Annotated in this window: 7 protein-coding genes and 5 pseudogenes; 8 read left to right on the plus strand and 4 right to left on the minus strand. The window is 53.1% G+C overall.

All coding sequences use genetic code 11. The features are described from left to right. Positions 1-89: 89 nt before the first annotated feature. Positions 90-406: pseudogene (gene sufE, locus JZM30_RS14450) on the plus strand (cysteine desulfuration protein SufE); the annotation flags it as partial. A 283-nt stretch (positions 407-689) separates the two neighbouring features. Then, on the plus strand, positions 690-1730 hold the full coding sequence (locus tag JZM30_RS14455) for a L,D-transpeptidase family protein (protein WP_252319534.1): 1041 nt from the start codon (positions 690-692) through the stop codon (positions 1728-1730). Between the two features lie 172 nt (positions 1731-1902). Here JZM30_RS14455 and JZM30_RS14460 read toward each other — a convergent pair whose 3' ends face one another. The 3 genes from JZM30_RS14460 to JZM30_RS14470 all read right to left on the minus strand — a co-directional run bounded on the left by JZM30_RS14460 (position 1903) and on the right by JZM30_RS14470 (position 5036). Further along, the gene (locus JZM30_RS14460; RefSeq protein WP_252319536.1) at positions 1903-2139 is read right to left on the minus strand and encodes a major outer membrane lipoprotein; all 237 of its coding nucleotides are present in this window, start codon (positions 2137-2139) and stop codon (positions 1903-1905) included. 371 nt (positions 2140-2510) lie between these two features. Then, positions 2511-3923 carry a pyruvate kinase PykF gene (gene pykF, locus JZM30_RS14465; protein WP_252319537.1) on the minus strand — a complete coding sequence of 471 codons (1413 nt, stop codon included), beginning with the start codon at positions 3921-3923 and terminating at the stop codon, positions 2511-2513. Between the two features lie 660 nt (positions 3924-4583). After that, positions 4584-5036, minus strand: a complete 453-nt coding sequence (locus JZM30_RS14470; RefSeq protein WP_252319539.1) for a hypothetical protein — start codon at positions 5034-5036, stop codon at positions 4584-4586. A 410-nt stretch (positions 5037-5446) separates the two neighbouring features. Here JZM30_RS14470 and JZM30_RS14475 point away from each other — a divergent pair, with 410 nt between their 5' ends. Together JZM30_RS14475 and JZM30_RS24005 are read left to right on the plus strand one after the other, a co-directional pair. Then, a complete protein-coding gene (locus tag JZM30_RS14475) occupies positions 5447-5737 on the plus strand; it encodes a MarR family winged helix-turn-helix transcriptional regulator (protein ID WP_252319541.1) in 291 nt (96 codons plus the stop codon). A gap of 71 nt (positions 5738-5808) precedes the next feature. Next, positions 5809-6897 (plus strand): annotated as a pseudogene (locus tag JZM30_RS24005) (NADH:flavin oxidoreductase). Between the two features lie 62 nt (positions 6898-6959). On the opposite strand, the pseudogene yqhD reads toward JZM30_RS24005, so the two are convergent. After that, positions 6960-8121, minus strand: a pseudogene (gene yqhD / locus JZM30_RS14495) (alcohol dehydrogenase). Between the two features lie 249 nt (positions 8122-8370). Between yqhD and JZM30_RS14500 the strand changes: the two are divergent. From JZM30_RS14500 to JZM30_RS14515, 4 genes and pseudogenes are all read left to right on the plus strand, one after another. After that, a pseudogene (locus JZM30_RS14500) lies at positions 8371-9287 on the plus strand (AraC family transcriptional regulator). A 236-nt stretch (positions 9288-9523) separates the two neighbouring features. Continuing rightward, positions 9524-10042, plus strand: coding sequence for an Hcp family type VI secretion system effector (locus tag JZM30_RS14505; protein WP_252319549.1), 519 nt, complete (start codon positions 9524-9526; stop codon positions 10040-10042). A 202-nt stretch (positions 10043-10244) separates the two neighbouring features. After that, positions 10245-12233: a type VI secretion system Vgr family protein gene (locus tag JZM30_RS14510; RefSeq protein WP_252319551.1), complete on the plus strand. Its 1989-nt coding sequence runs from the start codon at positions 10245-10247 to the stop codon at positions 12231-12233. Between the two features lie 9 nt (positions 12234-12242). Then, positions 12243-13493 (plus strand): annotated as a pseudogene (locus tag JZM30_RS14515) (PAAR domain-containing protein). Positions 13494-13624 lie beyond the last annotated feature (131 nt).

Consider the following 13624-nt stretch of genomic DNA (forward strand, 5'->3'; position numbering starts at 1 on the left):
CGCCTGCGTTTCCCCTTGTCTTTTTGTTCTGACGTTGTCGCCAGGCGGCAATGGGGGGAGCGTGCATGTCAGCCTGTTGGGAGGAATTCATGGCAAACTTGCCAGAGCAGTGGCGTCAACCCGAGAACCTGATTGCCGGCTGTCAGAGTCAGGTATGGATTGTGATGACGCGTGATGAGCAGGACCACCTGGTTTTTAGCGGTGACAGCGATGCGGCTATCGTCAAGGGACTGGTTGCCGTGGTCTTCAGCCTGTATCAGGGATTGACGGCGCAGCAAGTGCTGGCGCTTGATGTGCGACCTTTCTTTGCGGAACTGGCGCTGAGCAGCATTTAACGCCATCTCGCTCACAGGGGCTGGAAGCGATGCTGCGCGCCATTCGCGCCAAAGCGTCGACCCTGGCCTGATCCTGCTAACCAGCCTGTTTACTGCGGGCTGGTTCACTCAAGCACGGCGTGTGCGCGCCAACCGCTTGGTTTTTCAGATTACCCCACTGGTTATTACCAGAAACTCTTTATTCTGTCGTGGTGCTTTGTCAAGAACTGTACATTAACGCATTGATTAGCAAATAAAATATGAGGGTATTTTTGGCATGCTACACTTGCAGAATCCGACGGAAGTGACCGCATTCAGGCCCAGGCTGGTATCAATGACAAACGAATAATAACGTCAACCTGTAGAGATTTTCGTATGAAGCGTATGTTTACATTTTTGGGTATGGTACTGGCGACCTACCTGGTAGGAAGCTCGGCGGCGAGCGCCACCGAATACCCATTGCCCCCTGCGGGCAGCCGACTGATCGGTGAGAACATTGCCTACCCGGTGCCCCATGATGGTCGGCCGCTGGAAGCGATTGCGTCTGATTTTAAAATCGGCCTGCTGAATATGCTGGAAGCCAATCCCGGTACCGATCCCTATTTGCCAACGCCGGGTTCCACCTTGACCATCCCGACGCAGATGTTGCTGCCGGATACGCCGCGCGAGGGAATTGCCGTCAATCTGGCTGAGCTGCGTCTCTACTATTACCCTAAAGGGAAGGGAACCGTCATCGTTTTCCCGATCGGTATCGGTCAGCAGGGGCGTAACACCCCGTTGATGGTCACGTCGGTCAGCGAAAAACGTGCCAATCCGACCTGGACGCCGACGGCCAACATCAGTAAGCGTTATCTGGAAGAAGAGGGCATCAAACTTCCGGCGGTTGTCCCGGCGGGGCCCGATAATCCGATGGGGCTGCATGCCATGCGTCTGGCGGCCCATGGCGGGGTGTATTTGCTGCACGGCACCAACGCTAACTTCGGTATTGGTATGCGTGTCAGTTCCGGCTGTATCCGTCTGCGTGCCGATGACATTGAATGGTTGTTTAATAACGTACCGGTAGGCACCCGAGTGCAGATCATCAATGACGCGGTGAAAACCTCGCTGGAGCCTGACGGCAAGCGTTACATTGAAGTGCATCAGCCGCTGTCTAAAACGTCCAAGGACGATCCACAAACCATGGCAATTCCGCTGAATAAACAGATTCATAGCTTTATCCATGCGGCGGAAACGGATAGCCAAATGGTGGCCGATGCTATTGTACGCCGTTCCGGGATGCCGATTCTGGTCAGCGTCGAGCATTTTCAGGAACCAGCGCTAACAGCGCCTGAGACGCATCAGGCTGCGCCTATCTCTTCTGTGAGTGCACCTAATTCATTGATAAAATGCGCTCAGCGACCGTTGAGCGCGCATTAACGCCACTACTCGGTGAAATCCGGAAAATGTTGTTCTCAATGCCAGTTTATCTGAATCTTGTGACGTGCGTCAGCGGGTTGCGGGAGGCGTTAACGACATAGGCTGAATAGGCAAAACGGCAGGCAAAAAAAATGGCGCACACTGTGCGCCATTTTCACTACTTAACCAATTCTTACTTTTTGTAAGTACGAACTTGGTTGTCCAGACGCTGGTTAGCACGAGCTGCGTCATCTTTAGTAGCCTGTACATCAGCGCGGATTGCGTTCACGTCGTTGCTCAGTTGATCAACTTTAGCGTTCAGAGTCTGAACGTCAGAAGACAGTTGGTCAATTTTAGCATTGCTGGAGCAGCCTGCCAGCAGAGTAGAACCCATGATTACCGCGCCCAGTACCAGTTTAGTACGATTCATTCTTAATACCCTCTAGATTGAGTTAATCTCCATGTGGCGTTACAAGTATTACACAAAGCTTTTTCTAATGAGAATAAATTTTTGATGAGAACATGCTTAATTTTGATCGTTCGCTCAAAGAAGCAGCGAGTTTTACAGAGTAGTTAAAAAAGGAGTGAAAACAGCGGTATTTTATGATGCGAATTGGGGGATATATTCTGCGGAAATAGGTGGATCAGTATAGTGCTTATTTACTAAGTGTAGTCGATTGATAACATAAAAATATAAAAAAGCGCTATTTATGGCGCTTTTTTACTATCGATCATTTACTCACTCACGATCGCGCGTTGACTGGCTGCTGCGCAGTTAACGGCAACAGCCAGTGGAAACGATCAGAGACGGTGTACGGATGCTGTGTTGGTGGTGCCACTGGAAACCAGCGCGCCAGAAACCATCACAACCACATCGCCTGGCTGTGCGTAACCGCTTTTCAGCGCGGCTTCTTTACCAATACGATAGAAGTCGTCGGTAGAGGCGATTTCATTCACCAGCAGCGTGTCAACGCCTTTGCTCAGCAGCAATTGACGCTCAGTGATGGCATTGGTGGTCAGTGCCAGAATACGCGCGTGCGGGAAGTATTTACGGATGGATTTCGCAGACTTGCCGCCGCTGGTCGCTACCACGATTAACGGCGCATCCAGTTTTTCTGCGGTTTCTACCGCACCGCGGCATACCGCTTCGGTGATACGCATTTTGGCAGAGTCTTGCTGTGCATCCAGACGCGCGTTCATCACCACGTCAGTGCGCTGACAGATGGTCGCCATGATGGTGACGGCTTCCAACGGGTATTTCCCTTTGGCACTTTCGCCAGACAACATAACTGCATCGGTACCATCGATAATGGCGTTCGCGACGTCGCCGGCTTCTGCGCGGGTTGGGCGCGGGTTTTTGATCATGGAGTCCAGCATTTGGGTAGCAGTGATAACCACTTTACGTGCTTTGTTGCATTTTTCGATCATCATCTTCTGGGCGAAGATAACTTCTTCAACCGGAATTTCCACGCCGAGGTCGCCACGGGCAACCATGATGCCGTCAGATGCTTCCAGGATGTCGTCAAAGTTGTTCAGACCTTCCTGGTTTTCGATTTTTGAGATGATCTGGATATTTTCGCCGCCGTGGGCGTTCAGGTGGGCACGAATCTCTTCGACGTCAGAACGCTTACGGATGAAAGAGGCAGCAACGAAGTCAACGCCTTGCTCACAGCCGAAGATCAGATCGCTTTTGTCTTTTTCAGCCAGTGCAGGCAACTGAATAGACACGCCCGGCAGGTTCACGCCTTTTTTCTCACCCAGGTCGCCGTTGTTCAGCACCTTACAAACCACTTCACCGTTGTTAATAGCGGTGACTTCCATACCAATCAGACCATCATCCACCAATACGGTGTTGCCGACGGACAGGTCAGTAGCGAAACCTTCGTAGGTAACCGCAACGCGCTCTTTATTACCGATAACCGTTTGGTCAGTGGTGAAGGTAAAGGTCTGGCCTGCAACCAGGCTAACGTCCGCACCGTTTTCCAGTTTCATGGTACGGATTTCTGGCCCTTTGGTATCCAGCAGAATGGCGGCTTGTTTACCTGTCTTCTCGATGACCGCGCGCATGTTTTTGATGCGCTGCCCGTGCTCAGCATAATCCCCATGTGAGAAGTTAAGACGCATCACATTCATGCCTGCATTCAGCATGTTGGTCAGCATTTCTTCTGATTCGGTTTTCGGACCGATAGTACAAACGATTTTAGTCTTTTTCATAAGAGTGTTTTCTACAAGTTGTGATGGATAAAAAATCATGAGTTCGCGGGCACCGGATACTACGAGGCCGACGAAGGGAATGTGTTTGCGAGTCCAGAGCGAATAGTAAGCTAATAGTAATTGTAGCGGAACGATGAATGAAAGATGATGGACGTGGCCTGTTACCACCGGCAGTAAGCCGAGTGCGGTGATACGCTGCAACCGTGTCGCTCGCCACCGGTAAAACGCGTCTTTCAACCTTAAGCGTGTCTCGGGGAGTTATGTTTGCAGTAACAGTGTCTAATCGTAGTATTTTCGGCACGTCGATTTGCTGAAACCATTCAATGAAACAACGTTTCGTGTTATAGTTATAACACATGGGGAAACAAGATAATTACGCTGCTAAGATAGCACGTTTTCTTGTGTTTGCGCAAAAAAACTAACGATTTTATCATTTTCCCTCATTTTCTTTCTTTTTATTGCGCAACTGCACAGTGGTGGGTTTACGCTGCGCCCTCGCGCAGCGCTCACTGAGCGCACGGATAGTCTGCGGTAAACGACTGATGTGATTATGAGCGATACCTAAGTGTACGAGTGAAAAAAGGCTGTGTTTCGGTCTGGAAAACACAGCCTGAGTGCGTTTTGTGTGGTTTTCTGTTCGTTGAATCTGAAGAGGTCTGTTTACCGGTTTTCCAAACCGCGAGCCTGACGCTCCGTACGGATCTGGTTTTCATTATCACGCAGGTAACCATCAAGCTGCATCAGTCCGGTACGCACCTGCTGCCATTGGTCGGCATACTGCGCTTTGGGTGTGGTAGGGTTAGGGTTAGCGGCATCCCATGCCAGCGCTTTGCTAATCGCTGCGCGCCAGGCTTTGGGCGATCCGCCTGCCCATTCATTGAGCGCTTGCCCCTGCGTGGCATTAAGGGCATCCATTGCCGCAGGTTCACCATCGGGCGGCAGTTCGGGGTGTGCCAGTAAATGGTAGCGCCAGCGCAATTGGCCGATATAAAACCAGGTCACAGCCTCATCCTTATGGCTGGTTTCAAACAGTTGTTTGGCATGCAGATAGAGTTCGCTGGGATGTTTCTTGGCCAAACTGGCATCCGTGTCTTGTTGGGATGCTGTTGTCATGGTGATATCTGTGGCAGTAGGCGCTGCGTGTGTAATAAGCGGTGAGCGTTGCCAAAAGCAGGGTTGATAACAAGCGTTTCACGCTGACTCCAAAGAGATAGAAAAAAACATAAGCTTATCGCTAATCTGGTTCGGGTGAAACCGTGAACACTCATATATTGCTCGCGTTATTAGCCGGATAATGGACCAATACCGCGATCTTCCTGATGTAAAAATGTTGCATATACAATTAACGACATGAAAAACACAGACGCGTCTCAAGGCTGTACCAATCTCAAGCTGCGCCAGCTTACGCGGATGGTGACGCGACATTACGATCACTACATTGCGAAATGCGGGTTGAAAAATACGCAGTACGCGTTGTTATCGTATGCCGTGAGACTGTCTGTCCCGTCGATCTGGCCCGACACATGCAAATGGACGCCTCTACGTTAACACGCAATATGCAGCCTCTGGTTGCGCAAGGATGGCTAAAAATTTGTGCCGGGAATGACGCGCGCAGTCGTCGTATTGAAGTGACGGCGGCGGGGCGGGAGAAACAGGCTCAAGCGCAACGGGTGTGGCAGGGGGCGCAGGTGGCGATCGTGGCACAATTGGGCGCTGAACGTGTCGCTGCGCTGCATCAACTGCTTGAAGAGTGTATTGATTGCCTTGATGGCGGCGGCGAAGGAGTTACCGAGCCACCTCACCAATGCCCTTGATGCAGCCTGTCTTGAGAATTGACTGCGTTTACTTCACTTCGTGAACGTTAATCGTTAAAAAGGAAAGGTCCATGTCCGACAATATCTTGTTCACCCCCCTTTAAACTGAAAGGGTTGCAACTGCCTAACCGAATCGTGATGGCTCCGATGACGCGCGGTATGGCAAAAGCGGGGATCCCAGGCCCTGAAAATGCGGAATATTATCGTCGTCGCGTACAAGGCAACGTGGGGCTTATCCTGACGGAAGGCACGGTGGTACCGTCCTGCTTCGCGTAATATGGCAGGCATTCCCTTTTTCCACGGTGACGCGGCACTGGCTGGCAGGGCGTTGCCGATGCCGTTCATGCAGCGGGCGGTAAAATTGGCCCACAGATTTGGCACACCGGTTCAACGCGCGCGGGAGAGTGGGAGCCTGATGCCCCGGTGGAAAGCCCTTTCTGGCTCGGTCGGACCGGATGCTCCACGCGGCGTGGTGATGACCGAAGAGGATATCGCTGATACGGTGGCCGCCTTTGCCCAAGCGGCAGCGGATGCCAAACGGTTAGGGTTTGACACGTTGGAACTGCACGGTGCGCATGGTTATCTGATTGACCAGTTCTTCTGGCCGGGAACCAATAAGCGTACCGATGCTTTCGGCGGAGCAACCATCCGTGAGCGGCGGACATTGTGCGTGCCGTTCGCGCTGCCGTTGGCCCTGATTTCCCGATGATCCTGCGTGTTAGCCAGTGGAAACAGCAGGATTATAAAGCGCGTCTGGCGACATCACCGCAAGAAATGACGGAATGGCTGGCACCGCTGGTTGAGGCGGGCGTTGATATTCTGCACTGCTCACAACGTCGCTTCTGGGAGCCGGAATTCCCGGACATTGACGGCGAGCAAGGGCTGAATTTTGCCGGCTGGGCGAAGAAGTTAACCGGTGCGGCCACCATCAGCGTTGGGTCGGTGGGTTAAGCTCTGACTTCTTTGCTGCCTTTGGCGGTGAAGGATCGGGTGCGGCAGCATTGGATAACCTGTATACGCGTATGGAGCGGGACGAGTTTGATCTAATCGCCGTAGGTCGGGTTCTGCTTTCTGATGCGCACTGGGCAGAAAAAGTCCAGTCTGGCCAAACGGATTCTCTACGCGGATTTAATGCGGCAGATTTAGCCGTACTTGCCTGATATACCTCCATGACAAAGGGAGACAATGGCTCCCTTTGCAGACACAGCAATGGGGGCAGCGCTTAGCGTGCCGCTTTGTAGATCTTCTGACTCAATTCTGGCGTAATATCAGCGTGTTCCCCGAGCGCCGTCATGCCGTGTTCTTTCAGTTTGGCAACCAGCGTCGGAATGGTGCTTCCATCTAATTGATAATCCGCCATGTGGGTTGGTACGCCCATTTTCTCGAAGAACGCACGCGTGGCCGCGATAGCACCATCAATGCGTTGATCTTCACTACCTTCACGCAAATCCCATACGCGTTCTGCATATTGCAACAGTTTGGCGCGTTTTTGCGCCTTTTTCGCTTGCAGCAAGGAAGGCAATACGATCGCCAGCGTTTGTGCATGGTCAAGCCCGTGCAATGCGGTCAATTCATGGCCCATCATATGAGCAGCCCAATCCTGCGGCACGCCTGCACCAATCAATCCATTCAGCGCCATGGTGGCACTCCACATAACGTTGGCCCGGACTTTGTAGTTTTCCGGTTCGGCTAGCGCGTGGGCCTTCTTCAATCAGCGTTAACAGCAAGCCTTCAGAAAAACGATCCTGCACTTTGGCATCTACCGGATAGGTCAGATACTGCTCAACGGTATGCACAAACGCATCGACAACGCCGTTGGCAACCTGACGCGGCGGCAAACTGTAGGTGACGACCGGATCGAGTACGGCAAACAGGGGGAAGGTGTATGGGGAGAAGAAGGGCAGCTTATCACCCGTGGTTTTACGACTGATAACGGCACCATTGTTAGATTCAGAACCGGTTGCTGGCAGGGTCAGTACGCAAGCCATTTTCACGGCATTCGTCACTTGTGCGCCGGTGGTTTGCAGAATATGCCAGGGATCTTGCGCGGCTTCATAGTGTGCAGCGGCAGCGATAAATTTGGTGCCATCGGCGACCGAGCCACCGCCCACCGCGAGCAGAAAGTCAATGTTTTCGGCACGGACCAATTCAACGGCTTTCATCAGCGTTTCATAAGACGGGTTCGGTTCGATACCGCCGAACTCACGCACATCACGGCCATCCAGCACCTGATAAACCTGATCCAGTAAGCCGTTACGCTTGATGCTACCGCCACCGTAAGTGATAAGGATGCGCGCATCAGCAGGAATTTCTTTGCCTATTTCGGCAATTTTGCCTTCACCAAACAGAATTTTGGTCGGGGTATGAAGTGTGAAATTTTGCATAGGGTAATTATCCAGTTCAACGCCTTGATAAGAAATCCCGGGTAACGCTTGTGGGAGATGGATACCGATCGTTCAGTATGAATGATGTGGGCTATTATCAGCAGCTGGTCTCAGGCATTCAATGCACATTTCTGTTGGGTTTTTGCCTATTTCTACAATTACCAGGAGAATTGGGTGATAAAAAATGACGTTTGTGTCATGTTGTTTTCCTATTGTAGAGACGGTTGCCACCCGAGTGAGGCCTTACTGATGACGCGTGCTCAAAACAACCCAGTGTTTGCCAAGATAATCAAGCAGGCGCTCAGCTACACAACCCAACACTGGGTTACGCCCTCGCCGATAGCACAGGTAAAAATCCTTTACGCGGACCAGTCCCATACACGTGTACCGGTGATATATGACCAGACGATAGTTATCCTGTTTCAGGGCAGGAAGATTGGCTATGTGGGTGATACCGTTTTTCAGTATGACGCAGAAAACTATTTGTTGGTGACAGTGCCGCTGCCGTTTGAATGCGAGACGGTTGCCAGTGTTGAACAGCCTTTGGTGGGGATCTCCATCCGGATCGATCCGCAGGTACTCCAGGAATTGCTGCTGGATATTGGCGATGATGATAGCGTTATTCGCCCGTGCTCAGACTCTTGCGGTGTGAACAGTGTGCCGTTTACCTAAGAGATGCTGTGTGCCGTTGAACGATTGTTTGATGCGATGAAAACTCCCCGTGATGCACGAGTGCTGGGGCCGATGATCGTCAAAGAGATTACCTACCATATCCTGTGTGGGGAGCGGCGTTGCAGGCGCTGGTCAACCGGCATACCCATTTCAGCCAGATCGCTAAAGCGCTGCGTCGTATCGAAAATCACTATGCGGATAGCCTTAATGTGGAGCAATTGGCGGCGGAAGTGAATATGAGCGTGTCCGCGTTTCACCATAACTTTAAGGCGGTGACCAATACCTCACCGCTGCAATACCTGAAGTCTTACCGGCTGCATAAAGCGCGCCTGATGATGCTCAATGATGGCGTGCGGGCTGGAGCGGCGGCGGTGCGCGTTGGGTATGAGAGCGTGTCACAATTCAGTCGGGAATTTAAACGCTACTTTGGCGCAACGCCAGGTGACGAAGTGGCACGGCTGAAAGTCACCAATATGGCGGTTGAAGAGAGCTGAAATAGCCAGACAGGCAGGAATAAAGGGTGTCAAGCGGGAGAGGATGGAGAGGATATTGTGTCAGCACGCTGTATCAGCATAACTGCGCATTCTGCGCAACTTCTTGCTCAGACTTGGCGTAAGGGAAATGGCCTTCAAGTAATTATTGTTTAAAAACAACAATATAAAAATTAGCATGCGAATTGCTTTACGAACGGTGCAATGACTCAACCCGTTCAATAACAAGGAGCAACACTATGCCAACTCCATGCTATATCAGCATCGAAGGAAAAACACAGGGCAATATCACCGCAGGTGCCTTCACCTCTGACTCCGTCGGCAACATATACGTGCAGGGCCACGAAGATGAAATGCTGGTACAGGAATTCAAACACGTTGTCACCGTACCGACTGACCCGCAATCAGGCCAGCCTTCTGGTCAACGCGTCCACAAACCGTTCAAATTCACCGTCGCGTTGAACAAAGCCGTTCCGCTGATGTACAACGCGCTGGCCTCCGGTGAAATGCTGCCGACCGTGACCCTGAAGTGGTATCGCACTTCCGTGGAAGGCAAGCAGGAGCACTTCTTCTCTACCGTGTTGACTGACGCCACCATCGTGGACATCAACTGCCAGATGCCACACTGCCAGGCCCCGTCAAAGCTGGACTATACCCAGCTTATCGAAGTCCCTCTGGCCTACCGCAAAATCGACTGGGAGCACACTGTTGCCGGAACCTCTGGTTCTGATGACTGGCGTGCGCCGGTCGAAGCCTAAGCGCAGATGTATAACCCGGCACTGTGCCGGGTTTTCTGCGTTTGTTACTGCAACCGTTTTGATTCATCAGCACCACAACAAGCACGGGCGCTGTGCACTGGGTTAACCCAACGCACAGCGTCATGACAGAAACGACGACGAACCGGTCAGTCATCGGGGCGTGCGGTAGCCATGGTAGGGCGAAACAATAAGGAGAGAACAGGTGGCAAACAGCACAGGATTACAGTTCACCGTGACACTCGGCACGCTGCCAGCAAGCACGTTTGCGGTGGTGGATTTCAGGCTTGATGAGGGATTGAATCGTCCCTTTAGCTTGTCACTGAATCTGGCCAGCGCTCAGCCAGACATTGATTTCAGCGCCGTGTTGGATCAGCCCTGCGAACTGTTGATATGGTTCGAAGGTGAACTTCAGCGTCGCGTCAGCGGCATCGTCAGTGCCTTTACCCAAGGCGATACCGGTTTTCGTCGTACCCGCTATCAGGCAGAGGTGCGTCCGGCCTTGCGGCGCGCGGGCCTGCGCACCAACACGCGCATTTTCCAATCGCAGAAGCCGGATGCCATTATCAGCACCTTGTTGCAGGAAACGGGTATTACTGATTTCGCTTTTGCGCTGCGCCACGAGCATGCTGAGCGCGAATATTGCGTACAGTATCGTGAAAGCGATCTGGCATTTATCAGCCGTCTGGCAGCGGAAGAGGGAATGTATTTCTTCCATGAGTATGAAGCAGGCAAACACCGGGTGGTGTTCGCCGATGATGCGGGTGCGTTGGAGAAAGGCCCTGAGCTGTTTTTCAATCTGGCGGCACAGGGATTGTCGGAAGGCGCTTACGTCAGGCGTTTTCACTATGCGGAACGCGTCAGTACGGCGGAAGTTGCGCTGAAAGACTACAGCTTTAAAACCCCCTCCTATGGATTGATGCACAGCAATCTGAGCCGGGATTTGACTCATCAGCGCGAAACATACCAGCACTATGATTATCCGGGCCGTTTTAAACAGGACCCGAGCGGTAAGGCATTTAGCGCTTTCCGTCTGGATGCGCTGCGTGCCGACGCCGTTACCGCCACCGGAGAATCCAACTGTGCGGCGTTGATGCCCGGCAACATGTTTACGTTGACGAAGCATCCACAACAGGCGCTTAACATCGTGTGGCAAACGGTGTCAGTGACGCATGTTGGTCAGCAGCCTCAGGCTTTGGAAGAGGAGAGCGGGGGCGAGCCCACGACGCTAAGCAACGCATTCTCTGTGGCGAAAGCCGGTACGACCTGGCGTTCGAACCTCCCGTTTAAGCCGATGGTGGACGGCCCACAGATTGCGACAGTGGTTGGTCAGGCAGGCGAGGAGATCTACTGCGATAATTTTGGCCGCGTCAAACTGCAATTCCCCTGGGATCGTTACGGTGCCAGTGATGATCAAAGTTCCTGCTGGGTGCGTGTCAGTCAGGGCTGGGCGGGCGGTCAGTATGGTTTGATTGCTATCCCGCGCATTGGGCATGAAGTGATCGTCAGCTTTTTGGAGGGGGATCCCGATCAACCCATCATCACCGGGCGCACCTTCCATGCCACCAACCCGACGCCGTATTTGTTGCCGGAGCACAAGACCCGTACCACGTTGCGCACCGACACGCACAAGGGCAGCGGTTTTAACGAATTGCGTTTTGAAGATGAAGCCACGCGTGAGCAGATCTATCTGCATACGCAGAAGGATCGTGACACGTTGGTGAACAATATTCACCGGCAAAGCATCGGACGTGACCAACACCTGAGCGTGGCGCAGGACCAGTTTCAGCGCGTTGACCGCCATCGTCACCGCACTGTTGGTCAGGATGATTTCGAGCAAATCGGCCAGTCGCTGAAACGCTTTATCGGCGGGGGTGAGGTGAGTCATATCGAAGGGAGTCGACACTCGACCATCACTGGCTTGGAAGAGACACTGATCGGCGCGCATCAACGGGTTTTAGTTAATACCGACAGCTACCTGAAAGCGGCGGATATTGTGCTGGAAGCCGGCCAGGCATTAACCATCAAAGCGCCCGGCGGGTTTATCAAAATTGACAGTGCGGGTGTCACCATTTCCGGCACTCTGGTCAAAATTAACGATGGTGGTTCAGCGGGGGCGGGCACCGCGCCAGTCTCCATTGCGCCCGAGACACCGAGAGCCCCCACGTTGCCCGACGCGCCGGACAGACGCTAAGGAGAGAGCATGCCCAGTGCAGCACGACTGGGAGACAACTGTGCCGGTCACGGCTGTTTTCCTGCTACGCCGATTATCGCCGGAAGTGGCGATGTCATCATCAATGGCAAACTGGCGGCACTGGTTGGCGACGCTATCGGCTGCGGTGGTTCCGTTGCCGCAGGCAGCGGCGATGTGATTATTGGCAGTACGCCTTACCAATCTCCGGTCAAAGCATGCGCGGAACAGTCCGCAAAAAATCGTGCACCACTGCTGGCCTTGACACTGATGCTATTGCCTACGCTGATGGAGTGGGCACAATCGGCGGAGTTGCCGATGGTGGATGAGCTGTTGACGTTGGCGCAACGCAAAGATCGCTATCTGGCGCGCGCCAAACTGGCAACCGAGGCGACATCCCTGCCGGGATTGGTGTATGCAGCGAAACGTCTGGCGTTCAACAACGACAATATTCTGCGAGCGGAAGCTGCACAGTATGTTTACTCGGTGGACGAATTTCGGCGCGGTGTAATGGATAAATTACTGAAAGCACCCGTCGGGCTGGAACTGTTGGATACCAGCAAGCTGCCCGGCTTGGCGGCGAGCGACTTTACCGATAGCAAAACCGGCTTTGGTGCAGCACTGCTTAAATCAGCGGTGAATGGAGAGACCATGCTGACTTACCGGGGCACCAACAATGCGGTGACCGGCGTGCAAGATTGAGTGACGAATGCCAGCCAGGGGATGGGGATGAAATCCGATCAATACAACCAGGCGATGTACCTGGCAACCAAGGTAAAGGATGTGATCTCTCCAGCTCCGGTAATTGTTGGTCATTCGCTGGGCGGCGGGCTGGCTTCCGCTGCCGTCAGTGTCACCAAACTGCCGGGGTTTACCTTTAACGCCGCGGGATTGCATGAAAACACGGTGGCGCGTGCTGGAGGGACATCGCTGGTAGATACCTCTACGCTGATTAAAACGCAGGCGATGGATGGTGAGATCCTCACCCTGGTGCAAAACTACGCTACCCCATTGTTGCCGGGCTTGCTTTCCGGCGCCAGAGCATTAATTGGCGGCAATGCCGGCGCTGCAATCGGCGGTGTGATGGGTGTGGTCAAGTTACTGGACGGCGCGTTGCCGAAAGCGAGCGGAGAGATGTTATCTCTACCTGATTCCGGCGGATCGCCATTGGCCCGTCACGGTATGGATCAGGTGATTGCCGGTATTGAAAACCAGAAAAAAGAAGACATCGGACAAATCACCAGCACCTTCGGGGGGATGTAATGCAATGGTTAGTCAGACACAAAGCGCTACCGCGCCGTGGATTATGGCCTGCTGTTGGGCTAACCGGTCGCACGCGGGCGGCATGGTTGGGAGCAGTGCTGATCGGGCTGCTTACGGCTTGTCAGGCAGGG

It is taken from the genome of Candidatus Symbiopectobacterium endolongispinus (genome assembly GCF_018777385.1).
GTDB classification, from domain to species: domain Bacteria; phylum Pseudomonadota; class Gammaproteobacteria; order Enterobacterales; family Enterobacteriaceae; genus Symbiopectobacterium; species Symbiopectobacterium endolongispinus.